At 59.4% G+C, this 17311-nt stretch carries 12 protein-coding genes and 2 pseudogenes; 9 read left to right on the forward strand and 5 right to left on the reverse strand.

Going from position 1 to position 17311, the window contains the following annotated elements; all coding sequences use genetic code 11:
- The first annotated feature begins 285 nt into the window (after window positions 1–285).
- Genes PWG15_RS06825 through PWG15_RS06845 form a run of 5 tightly spaced genes read left to right on the forward strand, consistent with a single transcriptional unit; the run spans window position 286 to window position 7258 of the window.
- A complete protein-coding gene (locus PWG15_RS06825; protein WP_275023674.1) occupies window positions 286–3354 on the forward strand; it encodes an ATP-binding protein in 3069 nt (1022 codons plus the stop codon).
- Between the two features lie 43 nt (window positions 3355–3397).
- Window positions 3398–4576, forward strand: a complete 1179-nt coding sequence (locus tag PWG15_RS06830) for a YcaO-like family protein (RefSeq protein WP_425536752.1) — start codon at window positions 3398–3400, stop codon at window positions 4574–4576.
- Between the two features lie 8 nt (window positions 4577–4584).
- Window positions 4585–5358: a TfuA-like protein gene (locus PWG15_RS06835; RefSeq protein ID WP_275023676.1), complete on the forward strand. Its 774-nt coding sequence runs from the start codon at window positions 4585–4587 to the stop codon at window positions 5356–5358.
- Between the two features lie 36 nt (window positions 5359–5394).
- A complete protein-coding gene (locus tag PWG15_RS06840) occupies window positions 5395–6579 on the forward strand; it encodes a gluzincin family metallopeptidase (RefSeq protein ID WP_275023677.1) in 1185 nt (394 codons plus the stop codon).
- A gap of 16 nt (window positions 6580–6595) precedes the next feature.
- Entirely contained in the window at window positions 6596–7258 is a 663-nt protein-coding gene (locus tag PWG15_RS06845) for a hypothetical protein (protein ID WP_275023678.1), read from the forward strand.
- 484 nt (window positions 7259–7742) lie between these two features.
- On the opposite strand, the gene PWG15_RS06850 is transcribed toward PWG15_RS06845, so the two are convergent.
- The gene (locus tag PWG15_RS06850; protein WP_275023679.1) at window positions 7743–8768 is read right to left on the reverse strand and encodes an IS110 family RNA-guided transposase; all 1026 of its coding nucleotides are present in this window, start codon (window positions 8766–8768) and stop codon (window positions 7743–7745) included.
- A gap of 253 nt (window positions 8769–9021) precedes the next feature.
- Between PWG15_RS06850 and PWG15_RS06855 the strand changes: the two genes are divergently transcribed.
- Window positions 9022–10059: an IS110 family RNA-guided transposase gene (locus PWG15_RS06855; RefSeq protein WP_275023680.1), complete on the forward strand. Its 1038-nt coding sequence runs from the start codon at window positions 9022–9024 to the stop codon at window positions 10057–10059.
- Window positions 10060–10355: 296 nt separating this feature from the next.
- Here the strand turns inward: PWG15_RS06855 and PWG15_RS06860 are convergent, their stop codons facing one another.
- Window positions 10356–12257: a potassium transporter Kup gene (locus PWG15_RS06860; RefSeq protein ID WP_275023681.1), complete on the reverse strand. Its 1902-nt coding sequence runs from the start codon at window positions 12255–12257 to the stop codon at window positions 10356–10358.
- A gap of 448 nt (window positions 12258–12705) precedes the next feature.
- On the opposite strand from PWG15_RS06860, the gene PWG15_RS06865 reads away from it, so the two are divergent.
- Window positions 12706–13449, forward strand: a complete 744-nt coding sequence (locus tag PWG15_RS06865; protein WP_275023682.1) for a DUF4118 domain-containing protein — start codon at window positions 12706–12708, stop codon at window positions 13447–13449.
- 173 nt (window positions 13450–13622) lie between these two features.
- On the opposite strand, the pseudogene PWG15_RS06870 reads toward PWG15_RS06865, so the two are convergent.
- Window positions 13623–13877, reverse strand: a pseudogene (locus tag PWG15_RS06870) (MFS transporter); the annotation flags it as partial.
- 3 nt (window positions 13878–13880) lie between these two features.
- On the opposite strand from PWG15_RS06870, the pseudogene PWG15_RS36455 reads away from it, so the two are divergent.
- A pseudogene (locus PWG15_RS36455) lies at window positions 13881–14687 on the forward strand (sulfite oxidase); the annotation flags it as partial.
- Window positions 14688–14764: 77 nt separating this feature from the next.
- On the forward strand, window positions 14765–14911 hold the full coding sequence (locus tag PWG15_RS06885; protein ID WP_275023685.1) for a hypothetical protein: 147 nt from the start codon (window positions 14765–14767) through the stop codon (window positions 14909–14911).
- 34 nt (window positions 14912–14945) lie between these two features.
- Here PWG15_RS06885 and PWG15_RS06890 read toward each other — a convergent pair whose 3' ends face one another.
- Together PWG15_RS06890 and PWG15_RS06895 are read right to left on the reverse strand one after the other, a co-directional pair.
- Complete coding sequence (locus PWG15_RS06890; protein ID WP_342457051.1) at window positions 14946–16232, reverse strand: glycosyltransferase; 1287 nt, start codon at window positions 16230–16232, stop codon at window positions 14946–14948.
- A gap of 5 nt (window positions 16233–16237) precedes the next feature.
- Window positions 16238–17170, reverse strand: a complete 933-nt coding sequence (locus PWG15_RS06895) for a GntR family transcriptional regulator (RefSeq protein WP_275023686.1) — start codon at window positions 17168–17170, stop codon at window positions 16238–16240.
- Window positions 17171–17311: the final 141 nt, after the last annotated feature.

Here is a 17311-nt window from a genome sequence, read left to right on the forward strand (position 1 = left end):
GGGAGAAGCGGTCCAGTCGGCCGCATTTTCCCCGCCGCCTCAATCTGCACATTAGAAAAGAATAATATGGTGAAGCTAAAAAGCCGTTAAGCTACCCGGTCTGGCGCTACCGGGCTAGATCTGCCTTGACCTGCAGGCGGAAGTCGTGGCTGCTCTATGTGCCGTCAAGGCTGCAAGCTGCCGCGCAATTGGACCCTGGCGCTGCTGTTCCAAGAGGTTGGAGGCTTCGAACACGGGTGGTATATATTCTCAAACCATCATATAAGAGAGCGGCGGGGAAGGCGTATGCTCGAAAGTCGGGTCAACAATCCACGACAACCGACGAGACCTTCGGGACGCAAGGGACGCCTCTCCGAATATGGAGGCGAGCGGCGGATCGTCACCGCCCTTTGCTATGATCTCGTCGGGTCGACGAGACTCCTCCACCTCCTCGATATAGAAGACTACCAGGAGCTGATCGTTGCGTTTCAGAATGCGGCGAAACACGCGATCATCTCGCATTCCGGCGTCATGCAGCTTGAGGCTGGCGATGGCGGCGTGGCGCTCTTTCCGATCGAGCTGGGCGCCAAGGATGCCGCATCACTTGCCATCCGGGCCGGTCTCGCGATCGTCGAAGGATGCGCGGGCGTTGCCCGGGAAACCGGGCGCGACGACTTGCGCGTTCGCGTCGGGATTGCGACATCCGTCGCGCTCATACAAGAGACGCAGGAGGAGAAGGGGGAACCGGTTACCGGTGCCGCACTGGCTATCGCCACCCGCCTGGAAGAGATTGCCGACCCGGACAGCGTTTTTGTTTCGGAGGACACGCGCGACCTGGCTGGCAGGTCGCATGCTTTCGTGTTCGAAGGTGCAAGGACGCTCAAGGGCTTTACGGTGCCCGAGAAGGTATGGCGTGCACTCGGGCACAAGATTGATGTCGACAGGTTCTACGCTTTCGGTAGCCTCGGCGGCCCCTTCATCGGCCGCGAAAGCGAGTTGAACACGATCGCGGGCTGTTGGGAAAAGGTTCGCACGCAGGGTGGCGAAATCCTCGTGCTCGAAGGCGATGCAGGCATCGGAAAATCGCGGCTTCTGCGGGAGATTCGCAAGATGACGCGCGACCGGCGATCGGGACTGTACTTCTTTCAGTGCCTGCCAGGCGGGCACCGCTCGACGTTGCATCCCCTGTTGAACAGTCTTATGGGCGCCACGTCTGGACAGGACGATCAACTGGGCCTGTCAGCCTCCGCCGTAGCGACCCCCTTTGAACGAAACGGCATTCGCGACGCCGAAACGATTGAAACATTCGCCTATTTGCTGGGTGCGCTCGGGCGAAATCAGCGTCTCGCCGACAACGACCCCAAAGCCATTCGGGGAAGGGCTCATCGCGCCGTGTTTCGCGCACTCGCCGCCTTGTGCGCGAACGGGCCGATCGTCCTGGCTGTCGAAGACATCCACTGGATCGATCCAACCTCCCGGGATTTGCTGGTGGAGGCCGCTCGGGTTGCACGCCAACTTCCGATTCTCCTTGTCACGACCTCACGTCCCGGGTTTGCGTCGGATTGGCTCGACGCGGCCAACCCCACGCGGCTGACGTTGCTCCCGCTTGATCGTGACGAAACTCGGCGGGCGATAGAGGCAAGATGGCCGGAGCAGAGGCAGGCCATGCTGCCTGAGCTCTACGACGTTATCGAAAGGATATCCGGGGGCGTACCGCTCTTCATTGAGCAAATCTGCCAATGGGTCTCGGAGAACGTTGCCGCAGACACTATGAGCCTGTCGGAAAACGTTAAACCCAGCCATGTGTCGGCATTCGAGGAAATACTGGATGCGCGCCTCAACCACCTGGGTACGGCGAGAGACGTGGCGCGAGCGGGAGCAGTTGCGGGCAGCCGGTTCACGCTGTCGTTGCTGCGCGAACTTCTGCCGGGGCTCGGCAAGAAGTCTCTGGCCAAGGCTGCCGATACCCTGAGTGATTCAGGGTTCCTGATGCGGATCAGGACGCGAGGGCATATCGCCTACGGCTTCCGGCACGTTTTGATTCAGGAAACGATCTACAACGCACTCCTGCGCAGGCAGCGGCAGGCATTGCATCGGCGGCTGTTCGTTGCTGTCAGTAAAAACCGCCAAATGGCCGCTTGGATGGACACCGGAACGCTCGCCGAACATGCGGAACGAGCGGGGTTCATTGAAAATGCAATCGAATTGTACACGGCAGCGGGCAAGGAAAGCTCGAGCCGATCGGCCATGGTCGAGGCGCGCAACTATCTGGAGCACGCCGTGGAGATTTGCGATCGTTTCGGCGAGGGACATGCGATCGAAACACTTCAGCTATCCGCGCTGACTTCGCTTGGCCCAGTTTTGACCGGTCTTGTCGGCCTGAACTCACCTCCGGCCCGCAAGTTGTATGAAGACGGCGTGGCCATTGCCCGCCGGCAACCGATGGAAGAGCAATCCAGATGGTTTCCGATCTATTGGGGGTGGTGGCTCACGGGAACAGACTTTCGCGTTATGCGCGAACGCGCTCTGCAAGTGCGGGCCATGCAGTCGGGCACGGAAGATCCCGAGATCAAGCTTCAGGTCAACCATTGCAGCTGGGCCATCGATTTTAACCTCGGCCACCATCGGGAGGCTCAGGATGCGATCAAGGCCGGACTGGCGCTTTATGATGAGCAATCGGCGAAAACCAACAGAACGCTATTTGGCGGCCATGACGCCAAGGTGTGCGGCCTAGGGCAATTGGCCCTTTCGCTCTGGCTGACAGGACAACCGAAAGCCGCGGATAAGGCGCTTTCAAAGATGGTCGCGTTCGTTGACCGGATATCACACGCGCCCAGCAAGGCGCATTCGCTCGATACGGAAGCGGTGTCTGCCTTCTACCGGGACGACTTTGGTCGTCTCACCGAAATCTCCAAGAGAATGGGAGACTTCGCGAGATCGCATGAAATGCAGTCGCTATCCGGCCTGTCGCTGCTCTTTACTGGATGGGCTCTCGCGCATAGGGAAAGCCTCGCAAGCGGGCATGCGATGTTTCGCGAGGGCCTATCGCTCTTGAGAAGCCTCGGTGTCGTCGCAGATCTCCCGATTTATCTCTACATGCACGCCACGCTGCTCGGGCAAGCTGGCAACTATCAATCAGCACTCGAGGTCACGAATGACGCGATCGAAAAGGCGAGGGAAACCGGTCATGCCTATTGGCTCGCAGAGCTCTACCGTCGCCGCGCCGTTCTTCAGGCGCGGGTCAGCACCACAAAGGATCCCATCATCCTCGATCTGCTCTCAGCCGTAGATATCGCCGAGAGACAAGGAGCAAAGGCACTTCTAAGACGGGCGAGACACTCAATGCAGGAGCTTGGCGTTGCCGTCCAACGTTGAACCAACGAGGCGGAAACCCGACGATCCGTCAAATCTTCAGCGGATGCTTGCGCGTTTTCGCGACGCCATACTTGCTGGCTTTAGCAATCCGCTTTCTCCCCCCGCGAACCTTGAAGAAGCCGAGCAATGCTTGCGCACGATTTTACCGCTTTGCCGTCGTACGGGCATAACCCGGCTCGGTGATCTGACTGGACTTGATCGGCTCGGGCTTCCGGTTGTTCAAGCCGTTCGACCCATCGCCCTCTCTGAAGTCTCGTCGCTGGGGCGGGGCTTTTCCATGGTGGCAGCGGCAGTGGGGGCAGTCATGGAATCGCTTGAGCGGTTCTACGCCGAAGCCATTCCCTCCGAGCGAGTATTTTTCACAACGGCGGATGAACTCAAGATCGCGGACGGCCTGTTTGACAATCTCCTGGCACTTGATCGCCGGGGGAACTGGCGGGCAAGGACGATACCCTGGATCACCGGCATCGACGTCGCTACCGGGTTCTCACAATCGATCCCCCTGGAGCTTGTTCACACGTGCTACACGGATCCGCCGCCCGCCCATGATGGTCTATTCATGCGCACGACCACGGGGCTCGCCTGTCACATGACGGTTTTCGACGCGTTCCTGCATGGATTGTTCGAATGCATCGAGCGCGACGCTATCGCTCGCGCCTTCGCCACCCACGGCTTCTTCGATCGAATGCGCATTTCCCCACTCGGGCTGGGTGACGGAGTCGAGCACATACTTTCCATTGCGGGCAAGCACCATATTTCCTTCGGCCTTTGGCTAGCCTCTTCGCCGGCAGATGTCCCGGTGGTCTGGTGCCAGACAATCGAGACGGGCCCCGGCGAACCGATCCTTGCTCTTCCGACCGAGGGCTATGCGGCGGGACCGAGCATCGCTGCGGCAGCGGAGAGCGCGATGCTCGAAGCGCTGTCAGCACGGGCCGGGGCGATATCGGGTGCGCGCGACGACCAAACCCGGCGGCATTATAGACGCAGCACCGATTTGATCGTCGCCAAAGCTCGCCAACTCATTCTTGCGGACACGTCCGGCTTGCCACGGCCGTCAATTGAACCGTGCGCCGTTTCGGATCTCGGCGCGCTTATCGGCAGGGTCATATCCGCCGGCATGGGGCCCATATTGGCTGTGCCAGTGGGAGCGGACGTCGAAACAGGCGTTCAGTGCGTGAGGACCATCCTTCCCGGAGCCAGCCCCTTTTTGATCGTGCGGTGAGTGTTCACATGGTCGATGCGAGCGAGAAGGGGCCGATCCTGGTGTTTCTTGGTCCGACGCTTCGGCTGAGCGAAGCGGAGCCGGTTCTCGACGCCATCTACCTGCAGCCCGCCGCGCAAGGCGACATTCTGCTTGCAGCCCACGCATTCCGGCCGCGTGCGATGGTCCTGATCGACGGGCAATTCGAGGACAGGCCGGCTGTCCGACACAAGGAAATCCTCTGGGCGATGGCGCAGGGGATCGTCGTGATCGGCGCGGCAAGCATGGGCGCGCTCAGGGCGGCGGAACTCAGTGAATTCGGCATGATCGGCGTCGGTCTGATCTACAGGTGGTATCGGCGCTGGCGGCTTGCTCCCGATGATGCGGTCGCCGTTCTTTCGGGACCGCCGGAGCTTGGCTTTCTTCCTTTGACAGACGCACTGGTCGATCTCCAACGGACGTTTTCCACCCTGACACGCCGGAATTTCATATCGGCCGCCGAGTGCACCTCGCTCACCACAACGGCGCGGAACATGAACTTTCGAGAACGCCGGTTCGAAGCGATTTTACGGGATGCAGGATGGCAGGAGGAGGGGCTCAAACAATTGCGGAAGGAGATAGTGGGGCAAAAAAGACGGGACGCTCTGCATGCACTGCGAATCGCGCCAACCCTCGTGCTGCGGGAAGATGCAGCGCGGGTGAGGGGGAAGGACGCATGGGTTGCAACGAACACCTTCGTGCGTGATCTAGAGGCGGGCGGCATTGACTCAAAATTAGTAAACACTTATAAATTGAATCCTTAAATCCCGGATTTTCAATCGTGGGGGGGCATATGTTCCATGCGTCTGGTGCGCGACGATGCCCCCGAGTCCGGAAATGCGCGTGTCGGCACACGCTTTTGGATTTATCCGCAGCCTCCGTTCATTCCCGGATACGAACAGCCCGATCGTGTGTGGCTATCGATACCGCGCGACGAAATCGGTGAGGGCCCGAGCGACGTCTCCATGTATGTGGCGGATCCGCTCTATGACAAGCGGCCCTATGGCCTTGCGGGCTTGCCGCCATTCGGGGGGGCGAAGCGCGCGCCGGTGGGGCCTGGTCCGGACCGTCACTTCGATAACATCGATCCAGCCTCCCGTCCATTTCTTGCTGTTCACGCCTACGCCTGCGTGCGTTTTGTTCTCGACATTTGGCAAAGTTATTTGGGGCGCCGGGTCCACTGGTTCTTCGATCAGACCTTTCCAAGGCTAGAAATCGTTCCATTTGTCGATTGGGACAATGCTCAAGCGGGCTACGGTTTTCTGGAACTGGGTTGGTCCGACGTCGATGGCATCCTGAGACCTTACGCGTTGAATTTTGACACGATCGCGCACGAGGTCGGGCATCTGATCATGCTCTCGGAGACGGGTCTGCCAACAGTGACATCGCCTGATGGTGACTTCTTTTCGTTCTCCGAAGCTTTTTCGGACTCTGTTTCGCTGATCTCGTTCCTGCACTTTGATTCCGCGATTGACCGGCTTTTGCGGCGAACGAGAGGCAATCTGCTGCTCTACAATGAATTGAACCGCTTTGCGGAAACCAGCCCCGAAACGCAGATCCGTCTGGCCACCAATTTTCGGCGAATGTCCTCAGTTACCCGCGAGGTGCACGACCGCGCGCTGCCGTTCGTTGGCGCAATCTTTGACAGCATCGTTGCACTTTATCATCGCGATCTGGTCGCGAACGGTTGCGCCGACAGGCGGCTTCTGGATGTCGATATTCGGGATCTGGCGCGGGACGAATTTGATACGTTTCGTCAAGCGACGGCGGAGGCATTCAGCAAGAAGCCTTTATATTTCAAGTTGGCACTGATCGCAGCGCGCGACGCCGTGGGAGCAGCGCTAGCAACCTCATTAAACAGGCTTGACCTGAACTCGCTGCGCCTTGAGCAGGCGGCAGAGGCCATCGTCACTGCGGCGAACGGGGCGGCGGCCGAACTGCTCGAAGAGAATTTTGCCTGGCGCGAAATCACCGCTTCTCGGTAAGTCAAGGGAGGAAAAAATGAGTGGTTGTTACGCGAATCCTGTTGTTGGAGATGTGCAGGAACTGAAAGATAGAATTGACTACAAATCTTATAGACCGGGTGATGTTCGGCTCTATGGAAGGCCTGCAAAGCTATATGAAAAAAAGAAAGATGGTAAATATATAAAGGACAATTTGGACGATATCGAGAAGAAACTAAAGAGCATAGGAAATAAGGATGTGGCTGATGATGTAGGCAGTATAATACTAAAAATTATAGAGTATATGATGGGTAGCTCTGGTATTGTTGGTGACGGAGTGACGGTTGCTGTGTTTGATGGTGATTGTTATAGTTTTCTTCCCGTCAGCATGAATGTGCCCAAGAATTACATTAATAGTATTGGTGTAATTTATGGCTATGCCTATGAGGGGCATTGCTACAAGTTGCCGAAACCGCAGATCATGTGTCTATCTGAAAGACCGTCAAAAATCCTCAAGGGCGATTGCGGCTGTGATTGTGGGTTTGACCCGGCATTTGGATATGCTGTTTGGTCGATCGACAAGCTTGAACGGGCCATATCTCTCGACATCCGTGCTGACGATCTAAAGACGCTGGTGCTGGACGAAAACCTGCCAGGCAACCGGTCGCCGCTCGCCTATGCGCAGACGATGGCGTTGGCGCCACAACGGAACCGAGACTGACGGGGCGCACTTCTATTGGAGGAGGGCTCAATGCCTGCACCGGTGATTTCCCAGCGTTCCAGGTTGGCAACTGCGCGGTTGCGCCCGACCGCACGGACTTATGCGATGAAGCGACGAGGTTCTCGTTTTGTGCGTTTAGATGGTGTTGTCTAATCGCTCGGCATAGATCAAGCTCTTTTTGACATGCTCAACAACGGCCGGCCGAGCATCGTTCGACCTGACGAGTGTCAAACTGCGGATGTGCGGACCGCTGTTTCGTGGTGCGGTGTTGATGACGTTTGCCGGGAGCACGGTTGTCTGCGCGGTCGATAGCTGATCGCCGCATGAAGGGTTTTCGCCGGAGGGATCTTCCAATGTAACGGACGCAGTATGGACGTGGGACACGTTCAGCTGCCAACACCATCTGCGGAATGACCCGACCTACGTCCCGGCAGGGACGATTCAACGCATCCGATAAGGCGGACTTAATTCCGACCTGGTGAACTCAGGCAGTCATGCCGGCGGACCGGTCAAAAGATTCGCCGGTTGTCAGCATTCTATGCATTATCACCGATAGCTTGCGCGCCACAGCAACTGCCGCTCGTTTGAAGCCGACCTTCTCTCTGAGCTTCATCCCCCAGGCACGAAGTGAACTGTCAGCATGGGCCCGGGTCAGGATCACCGTAGCGGCCTCATAAAGGAGGCCACGCAGATGACGATCTCCCCGCCGAGAGATGTGGCCGTCATAGTCGACTTCCCCGGACTGATACCGTCTTGTTGTCAGTCCCAGCCATGCTCCCACCGACCGGGAGATTCGGAAGTTTTTCGGATCCTCTATCGCCGCAACAAAGGAGGCGGAAGTCACCGCACCGATCCCGGGAATGGACTTCAGTACCTGACATGCGTCGCTCCGCCGTGCCATAGTGACGAGCTGACGATCAAGTTGCGCAGCGCGGCCTCGGATACTACGCCAAGCCTCGAGAAGGGGCAGGATGATCTGTTCTAAGGCCGCATTGCTAGCCAACAGATTGCGTACATTCGCCGCAAATACCAAGCCACTAGCTTTGGACACGACCAGCCCAAACGTCTTCATAACCCCACGGATCTGATTGGATAGCTCCGTCATGATCCCGATGAGCTTGGTGCGCGCGGTCACCAATGTGCGGATAAGCATGCTGTCATAGCCCTTCACGCGTACCTCGCGGTAGAAGCCGACCTCAGCCAGCTGTGCCAAGCCGTCGGCGTCTTTGGCGTCTGTTTTGTTCGGGGCCATGTCGAGCGCGGCCTTGGCATGGCGGGCGTCGATACAGATTGCCGGAAGCCCTTCTGCGCTCAGCGCATGATAGAACCACACAGACAAAGGACCGGTCTCGAACACCACCCGCTCTGCTGCCGGTGCGCGCTGGCGGATCACCTCTGCGAGCAGCTTCGGATCGGATGGGCATTTGCCGCGCCAAATCCTCTTGCCATCGCGCCGAACAGAAATCGCTGTCTCTTTCAATGACACGTCGAGGCCGATATATTCGCTCATGGTTGTTCTCCAATTGATGTTTGGGGCCCGGCATCCAGTCGTGAGCCCGTATTCGCATCTTATCGGGGAGCAACCACCTTGCTATTCAGTACCATGACCAATCTGGCGCCCCGGGGCGGCTCGCTCCTGCGATTACCCCATGTAACGGGCGGAACCCGGCTCGCCAGGTTTGAAGGGCCAGTGGTCGTCCCTCACAATGATGGTGTCGCGGAGTCAGGAGTGGCCTGCTCCATAGCATCACGGAGAAACGACCATGAAGCAGTATGCGGGCATCGACGTATCATTGGAATACTCGAGTGTGTGCGTGGTGGATGCGGATGGCCGGATCATCATCGAGGCGAAGATCCTCAGCGAGCCGGATGCGCTGGTCGCCTGGTTCGGCGCGCACGGCGTGGCGATGGAGCGCATTGGTCTGGAGGCCGGCCCGTTGTCGCAGTGGCTCCATGCCGGGATGGTGAAAGCAGGTCTTTCTGTCGAGCTGATCGAGACGCGCCACGTGCGTGCAGCCTTTAAGACGATGCCGGTCAAGACCGACAAGAAGGACGCCCGCGGCATTGCGCAGTTGATGCGGCTTGGCTGGTTCAGACCGGTCCACTGCAAATCTCTTGCCGCCCAGGAGGTGCGTGCGCTGCTGACTGCCCGCAAGCTCATTCAGGGCAAGCTTCACGACATCGAGATGAGCATCCGGGGCATCCTGCGCGGCTTCGGCCTCAAGGTCGGGCCGACGACGCGGCGCACTTACGCGGGACGTATCCGCGCGCTGATTGCCGGCCATTCGACCTTGGAAGCGATCGCTACGGCACTGCTCAAAGTGCGCGACGCGCTTGTGCACGAATTTGCAGGGTTTGACCGCAAGCTGCGTGCCATCGCCCGCCAGGATGACAACGCACTTCGGTTGATGACGACGCCCGGCGTTGGCGTCCTGGTGGCGCTGACGTTTGTCGCGGCCGTCGATGCACCGGAGCGATTCCGCTCCTCGCGGGCGGTCGGGCCACACTTCGGATTGACGCCGAAGAAATATCAATCGGGCGAGACCGATCATAGCGGTCGCATTTCGAAGATCGGCGATGGGGGTGTGCGAACCGCGCTTTACGAGGCGGCCAACGTCATCCTGACGCGACCGGTCAAAGGTTCCGATCTGAAGGGCTGGGCACTGGCGGTCGCCAGACGTGCCGGTCCGAGAAAGGCGCGTGTGGCGCTGGCTCGCAAGCTGGCGGTGGTGTTGCATTGCATGCTCAGGGACAGAACCAACTTCATTGCTCATAAGGGAGCGTCCGCCCTGCCGGGTTGACCGCAGGAGACGACAAGACAGGCGTTCGGACGGGCACAGCCATCAGCCCTCCGCAGCAAGGTCCCTTCGCCGGGACGATGGATGGGTTAGGCCGTTATGCGATCAGCAGCACGCGGTGACTGCGCCGTTTTAGATTGGCCAACCGGTCCTCAGCAGACCCCATAGAGCAGCGGCAAAGCTCCGACTGCGGACAGAAGCAAGCACTCGGCGAGGGATTACGCGCACAAGGGATTGACGAGGCGCCCGTTACAGAAGGATCGCATAATGCATAGAGGCTTCGAACACGTTGAGAGGCTTCAGATCACCACCTGCTCGCCGAGTTCTACGACTCGGTTGGGCGGAAGGCTGAAATAATCAGCCGGATCGATCGCTGCCGATGCCATCGCGATAAACAGCTTGTCTTGCCATCCAGGAAGCCCGGAGTTCGGATCGGCGATCAGCTTGCGACGGCCGAGGAAGAAGGACGTGGACATGATCTCGAACTTGAAGCCGGCCTTCTTGCAGAGCGCGAGGGCCTTGGAGACATTCTGCGTGTCCATGAAGCCGAAGGTCAGCTCGATGCGAGTAAAGCGCTCGGAGAGGTGGGTGATCGCAAATCGCTCGCTTTCACGAACAAACGGTACGGAGGCGGTCCTGATCGTCAGTATGACGTTGTGGGTATGAAGGACGCGGTTGTGCTTGATGTTGTGGAGAAGGACTCCAGGCGTTTTATCGGGGACGCTCGTCAAAAATACGGCAGTACCGGGAACCTGTGCAGGAGCGTGGTCGGATTTTCGTTCGATCGAGGCGATGAATGCCTCCAGTGGTATATCGTTGCGCGTCGCCTTCTCCCGAAGCACCAGCGTCCCTTTGCGCCAGGTCCACATCAGGATCATGATGGTCGCCGCTATCAGGATCGGCACGTAGCCGCCATCATGGACCTTCAACAAATTCGCTGAGAGGAAGATGCACTCGAGGACAAGGAGCGGCATCAGAAAGCTAGCAGCAGAGAAGGCCGACCATCCCCAGGTGACACGGACGAACTGGAACGAGAGAAGCGTGGTCACCACCATCGCGCCTGTCACCGAAATGCCGTATGCGGTGGCGAGAGACTCTGAATCTCCGAAGGCAAAGATCAGCACCAATATGCCGACGAGCAACACCGAGTTGACGTCCGGAACGTAGATCTGACCGGTGTTGGATTCAGAGGTGAAGCGGATTTCGAGGCGAGGCAGAAAACCGAGATGGATGGCTTGGCGCGCAAGCGAGAATGCACCTGTGATCACCGCTTGGCTCGCAATGATTGTTGCAGCCGTTGCTAGAATGACCACGGGCAGCAGCGCCCATTTCGGAAACATCAGGTAAAAAGGATCTGAGGAGGCGGCCGGGTTGTCTAGGACCAGGGCACCCTGTCCGAGATAGTTGAGGGCGAGCGACGGGAACACTAGAGCGAACCAGGCTGCCTGGATCGGCCGCCTACCGAAATGGCCGAGATCGGCGTAAAGCGCCTCCGCCCCCGTGACCGTCAAGAACACGGCACCTAGTACGATCAGCCCGACGAAGCCCGCGTGCGTGATGAAGTAGACTGCATAGACCGGATTGAGGGCGTTCAGGATGGAAGCGTCGTCAGCGATATGGGCGAGGCCGCCGGCCCCCATCACGAAGAACCAGAGAACGGTGATTGGTCCGAAGAGGCTCGATACCGCGGCAGTGCCTCTCGACTGAACAAGAAAAAGTCCCAGCAATATCGTTGTCGAGATCGGCAGCACATAGTCGCCGAGGGCCGGCGTTACCAGCTTCAGCCCTTCGACGGCAGACAGGACGGAAAGGGCTGGCGTGATCATTGCGTCGCCAATGAAGAGTGCTGCACCGATGAGGCCCGCGAAGAACAACACCGTCGTGTGCCTCGTGGACTTCTTCATTAGGAGAGCAAGCAATGACAGCGTCCCGCCTTCGCCGTCGTTGTCCGCCTTCAGAAGGAAAAGGACGTATTTGACGGTGACGATCAGTGTCAGCGTCCAGAGCATCAACGAAATCAACCCAACGACTTCGTCATGGCTTATGCCATCATGGGCGAAGGGGCGTAGCGCTTCCCGGAACGCATAGAGGGGGCTTGTACCTATATCGCCGTAGACAACGCCGACAGCGCCAAGAACGAGCGCGGCGAAGCGCCTCTTGTCAGCGCCATGGGCCACAGCGTCAGTTACGGAAGTGGTCATCGATCCTCCGGTCGCGGCGGGCAGCTATTCTTGCCGGGCTTCTCATCTCGTGAGTTGAGTCATTGATCCCAGCCTGCCTCACCTTGCAAGTGGCTCTCGGCGTTGAAAGGCGGTTCCCTCGGCCGTTTTCCAGAGACGAGATCGACCTCTATTTTGATGCGCAAACGGTCCACGGTAAATGCTCTTTGACCGTAACCTGCAACGATCCGAGATGAAATGCGACACCCGCTTGGAAGGGAATTAGTCAGTCACGTGCGACCGGTGCAGGTGTATAGTGGCGGTGCCAACGCCGCAGGTCTGCACGACGTGAACCTGTTGTAGCTCCGTAATAAGCTAATTCGGCAGGAGTTGGTTCAGTGGCTGCTTCTAGACCAAAGCCAGGAAACATGTTGCCTTTGCTTGGGGACGGGATCGCGGACTCTGTTCCAACGAGATAGCACCGGCGAGCTTGGGCTATCTCGCAGCGGTCGTCCTGACTGTCATTGCGACAGTCGTCGCCATCGACGTCGACAGCGGTGTCTCGATCCCGAACCTTTCCCTCATCTTCGTGGTGCCAGTCGTCATTGTGCCCGTTACTTTTGGATTGGGGCCATCGGTGTGTTCGGCGGTTCTTGGCGCGCTTGCCTACAATTTCTTCCTGACTGAACCGCGCTACACGCTGATTGTCGATGACCCGGCGAACATCTGGGCTATCGGTCTTCTCTTTGTAGTCGGCCTGATTGTGAGCGGTGTAGCCTTCACCGCTCAGCGACGAGCGAAAGAGCTAGTGGAACTGAGGCGCGATGTTACCGTGTTGCAGGAGTATTGCCGTGACGTATCGAGGGTGAACAACAACACGCATGCGGCCGTCTCTACCGCTGCCAGGGTATTGGCCGAACTCTTCCACGTGCCCGCTTTCGTAGCGATTGTTTCGGATGATCAGGTAACATTCTTCAAATGCGCTGGGGATCTGGAGCCGAGGGTCGCTGAGTTTGAAGCGGCACGACTATCACTCGTGACGGGAACAGCTCAACGCGCCGGAACGTATCCGACCTTGGACTCGCGTTTCGATTTCTGGCCCTTGGCAACGACGGGGCAGGGTGTTGTGGTTGGCCTGTCCTTCGACCCTGACCGACGTCCCGCTGCGCCAGATGATCTGGTTGATATCGTGGGGAGGGTCCTGTCACTGGCGATCGAGCGGCAGCGCTCCTGAACTCGTCGAAGAAAATGAGTTTCAAGCGCCTTAGAGTATCGAAATCGAGTTTCGGTGCGGCTCTACCGACCGGACTAGTCGTCGGCAAATGGGGGGCGCCAACCGGTCGGTCAGGTTGGCGAGGAGTCGCTTTGCAAATTGAAGATTTACCTGCAGGCCGCTACTGAAATCGTTCAACCTTCCTCCGGTGGCCTGACATGTCTGAACTGCAACAGCAGCAATAGGTCATAGGCGATCTTCAGCGCTGCGCAGATGAGGAGCGGCCAGGCCCGGTAGGACGCGGCAAACAGTGCTCCTGCCAGAGCGGGACTTGCGGCGGCAGCGAGACTGCGCGGCACGGATGTGAAACTTGCCGCCGCGGCGCGCTCCGCTTCCGTCACGACGGCCATCACATAGGACGAGCGTGTCGGCACATCCATCTGAGAGAGTGGCTCGAATGTGCTGGCAACGGCCGCAGCCTGTTTGGACCGACCGTGTCTGGCGAAGCTTGGGGGCTGGGCGCCGTCAGAACGGCTGAATGGACCGGCGTTCCCATGATGGAAGTGCTTGAGCCAGCGGGCCTGCAACCTGAGGCGACGGAACTGACGTTCCGCGGTGCGGATAGCGGGCTCGTCGACGGGCACGGCACGCCGGTTCGTTTCGAACGTGGTCTCAGCCTGGACCAGATTCGTGAAACGGGCGCACTTCTTGCCTACGAGATGAACGGCGAACCGTTGTCATCGCCCCACGGTTATCCGTTGAGGCTGATCGTACCCGGTTGGTATGCGGTCACCTCCGTCAAGTGGCTGGCCGAAATCATCGTCTGCGACCAGCCCTGTAAGGCCCACTACCAGACTGAGAAATACTGGTGCCATTGGGTGCGCAATGGGTAAGACGAGCGCGCGCCGGTGGAGTTTATGAACGTGCGAGTGCTGATATCTTCGCCAGATGAGGGCGAGTGCCTGCCGCATGGCGAGACCGCGATCCGTGGTGTCGCGTGGTCGGGCGCCGCGAGCATATCCAGGGTCGACGTAAGCCTGAACGGCAGCTCTTGGCGCGAGGCGCGGCTCGTTGGTGAGCGGCGGCGCTCTTCCTGGCAATGGTGGGAGCTGATCACGCGACTTGAGCAGACGGGGCCGCTCATAGTGCGGGCGCGCGCCACAGACATGGCGGGCCGGACTCAACCTGAGCACGCTGAGTGGAACCGACTGGGCTACGGCAACAATTCGATCCACTCGGTAGCGGCAAACGTAGTCTGAAGGCGAGAAGGCGTGCGCCTCGGTAAGCGCCGCCACTGCAGGTACGGGGTAAGGTCAGATGCCTGCTGGTTTCTTGCGTGATCATGGTCTATCTCGCAAGCTACCATCTCTTCGATCGCGCCGCTTATCGGCGGCGGCGCATCGCCACCCGTTACGACAAACCCGTGCGAAACTTCATTGCCGCCATCCAACTCGCCGCAACCAATATCTGGTGGGCTGATTGAGTCCGGGGCAGACGCCTCGAAATTCAGCAAGCGTTCAGCCAAGTTCCTGCGCGTTGCTCGCCACCTTCAGGATTTCCTCCGCGGCACGGGTGGCGCCTGCCGCTGCCTGCATCGTCTTCGCGTTTGCCTTCAGACGGGACTTCATCACCGCGTCTGAAACGAGATCGTCGATCGCGCCGGCGAGGTCGCCATCCGTCCAGCCGTAGCGATCGAGCTTTCGCCCGACGCCCGCCTCCGCGGCGCGGGTGGCATTGTCGTGCCCATCCCAGCAATAGGGCATGACCAGCGACGGCACGCCGTAGTAGAGCGCTTCGCAGAACGAGTTGTTACCGCCGTGGTGGATGAACAGGCGCGCCTGCTCGACCACTGAGGGTTGCGGGAACCAACTGTCGATGAAGACATTGTCCGGCACCTCGCGATATTCGTCACGCCAGTGCCCACCATTGACGAGGAAGCGGTAGGGTAGCGTGGCGAACACCGCGATCATGCGTTTCATCATATCGACATCCAAGGCGCCAAGCGAACCAAAGCTCGTCAACACCAGCGGTGCGTCGTTGTGGCTGGCAAAGCGCGGAGCCGCATAGGGAGCCTCGTGGCGGACACAGCCGTCGAGAAAGACGAACCGGCGAGGGTCCAGCGGGACCTGTCGATCATGACGGATGATCGTCGGCGCCAGAAGGAGGTTCAGCCATGGCGAGGCCGAAAGGAAGTTGGAGCTTTCCAGTGGTTTCAGGCCGCAGTCCGCCAGAAATGCGGAAAATCGACGGTGGGCCGGAGCGGTAACCCGTTCGTACGCCTTGGCGAACGCTTCCCAATCAGTGTCCGGCCTCTCGCCGCAGCCGGAGAGGTAGGGTGGCACGTTCGGGTCCGGCACCTCGGTCTCGGCGCAGGAGACAACACGGATCCATGGTACGCCGGCATTGGCGATCGCGGGAAACATCACGACGTTGTCGAGTACGATCGCATCCGGCTTCAGCCTGGATAGCAACTGGCGCAGCGGTTCCTCGACGCGGATCGCAGTGTCGACGATCGCGTCCCATGTCGGCCTGACATAGCTCTCAAGCTGATCGAATGGCGACTGCCGGAAGGCGTCCTGATGGCGCGCGATGAAGTCGTTCCAGTCCGTCGGCGCACCGGAGGTGTCATCGGCGAGCTGGTACTCGGGGAAACCGTACTCGGCGAAAACGCCGGAAAAGCCGGGATGACAGATGAAGACGGGCCGCGCACCGAGGCGGCGCAGTTCCTGTGCGATCCCCACGCAGTTCAGCGCCGCGCCGAAGCTCGCTTCCGGAAAGAGCGCTATTGTCTTGGATGCGGCCATTGGGATCAACGCGAAACGAGCTTGAAGGCGGGGGGCACGCCGCGGCCGGCCAGTCGCGGCCGCCGTTGGCGGGAGAGCTGCAGATGCACGCGCATGAGATCGGCGGCGAGGTCCATCTGGCCGCGCTCGATCTGTTCCAGGATCTGCAGGTGTTCGAGGTTCGACTGCATTAAGCGGAAGACTGCAACGTGGCCGGCTGGCGGAGATGCGCGGCGGCGGCGGTGATGGTTTGCCAGCGCCTCCGCCATGAACGGGTTGCCACAGCTCTTGGCGATCAGTGTGTGGAAGTCGAAGTCGGTCCGCTCGAAGAGCTTGCGGTCGAAGGTCGTCTCGTTCATCCCCTTCAGGATCAGCATGGACTGGCGCAGCGCAGTCAGCGCCGGCAGGTCGCGGCGAAAATCGGGAAGCGTCAGCGCCAGGGGCTCGGTGGCAAGCCGGAACTCGTAGCTCCAGGCGGCGGCGTCGCCGCTGACGGCGAACTGCTTCAACAGCCACTGCTGGCCGGCGCCCCGCTCGGCAAGGTTTTCCTCCGCCAGTTTCATCAGCGCATTTTGTACCGTCTGGCGAGACACGTCGTATCGCCGCTGCAAGGAGGCGATTGTTTGCATCTCAGCGATACGGCCGGCGGCGAGGTCGCGCAGGATCGCTGCGTGGATTTCGTTCTCGCCGTCTCCTCCCGAAGTGTCGTCCAGGCGCGCGGTCGCGGCCGGGTCGGCGGCGAGAAGATAGCCGCCCTCGGGCTCGGACGTCACAAGGCCGCGCTCGGCAAGTACCTGCAAAGCCTTGCGGATCGGCGTTCTGGAGACATTGCAGAGCGAGGCGAGTGCCTGTTCTGCCAGCCGTTCACCGGGCGAAAATCCACGCTCACCGGCGATGTCCAGTATTTTTTGCGCCAGTTCCACATGGCGATAATTGTGGCGCTTCGGTTCCGGATTCATGCGCTCAAACTGGCCTCCATCGCCGCGCATGCTGCCTGTTGCGCCGCGGTTTCGCAAGTCTCGGGATGACAATTTTCTGCTTTCTCGAACTGCGTCAGAATCCCTATTGACGTATTTTTTTTCTAATTAATACTTCCCCAC

Origin of the sequence: Ensifer adhaerens (genome assembly GCF_028993555.1) — a bacterium.
GTDB classification, from domain to species: Bacteria; Pseudomonadota; Alphaproteobacteria; order Rhizobiales; family Rhizobiaceae; genus Ensifer; species Ensifer adhaerens_I.

What these genes read in the sequence shown, in the direction of transcription:
- PWG15_RS06825 (WP_275023674.1), top strand. Translation starts at nt 286, where the DNA reads ATGCTCGAAAGTCGGGTCAACAATCCACGACAACCGACGAGACCTTCG.
- PWG15_RS06830 (WP_425536752.1), top strand. Translation starts at nt 3,398, where the DNA reads ATGCTTGCGCGTTTTCGCGACGCCATACTTGCTGGCTTTAGCAATCCG.
- PWG15_RS06835 (WP_275023676.1), top strand. Translation starts at nt 4,585, where the DNA reads ATGGTCGATGCGAGCGAGAAGGGGCCGATCCTGGTGTTTCTTGGTCCG.
- PWG15_RS06840 (WP_275023677.1), top strand. Translation starts at nt 5,395, where the DNA reads ATGCGTCTGGTGCGCGACGATGCCCCCGAGTCCGGAAATGCGCGTGTC.
- PWG15_RS06845 (WP_275023678.1), top strand. Translation starts at nt 6,596, where the DNA reads ATGAGTGGTTGTTACGCGAATCCTGTTGTTGGAGATGTGCAGGAACTG.
- PWG15_RS06850 (WP_275023679.1), bottom strand. Translation starts at nt 8,768, where the DNA reads ATGAGCGAATATATCGGCCTCGACGTGTCATTGAAAGAGACAGCGATT.
- PWG15_RS06855 (WP_275023680.1), top strand. Translation starts at nt 9,022, where the DNA reads ATGAAGCAGTATGCGGGCATCGACGTATCATTGGAATACTCGAGTGTG.
- PWG15_RS06860 (WP_275023681.1), bottom strand. Translation starts at nt 12,257, where the DNA reads ATGACCACTTCCGTAACTGACGCTGTGGCCCATGGCGCTGACAAGAGG.
- PWG15_RS06890 (WP_342457051.1), bottom strand. Translation starts at nt 16,232, where the DNA reads ATGGCCGCATCCAAGACAATAGCGCTCTTTCCGGAAGCGAGCTTCGGC.
- PWG15_RS06895 (WP_275023686.1), bottom strand. Translation starts at nt 17,170, where the DNA reads ATGAATCCGGAACCGAAGCGCCACAATTATCGCCATGTGGAACTGGCG.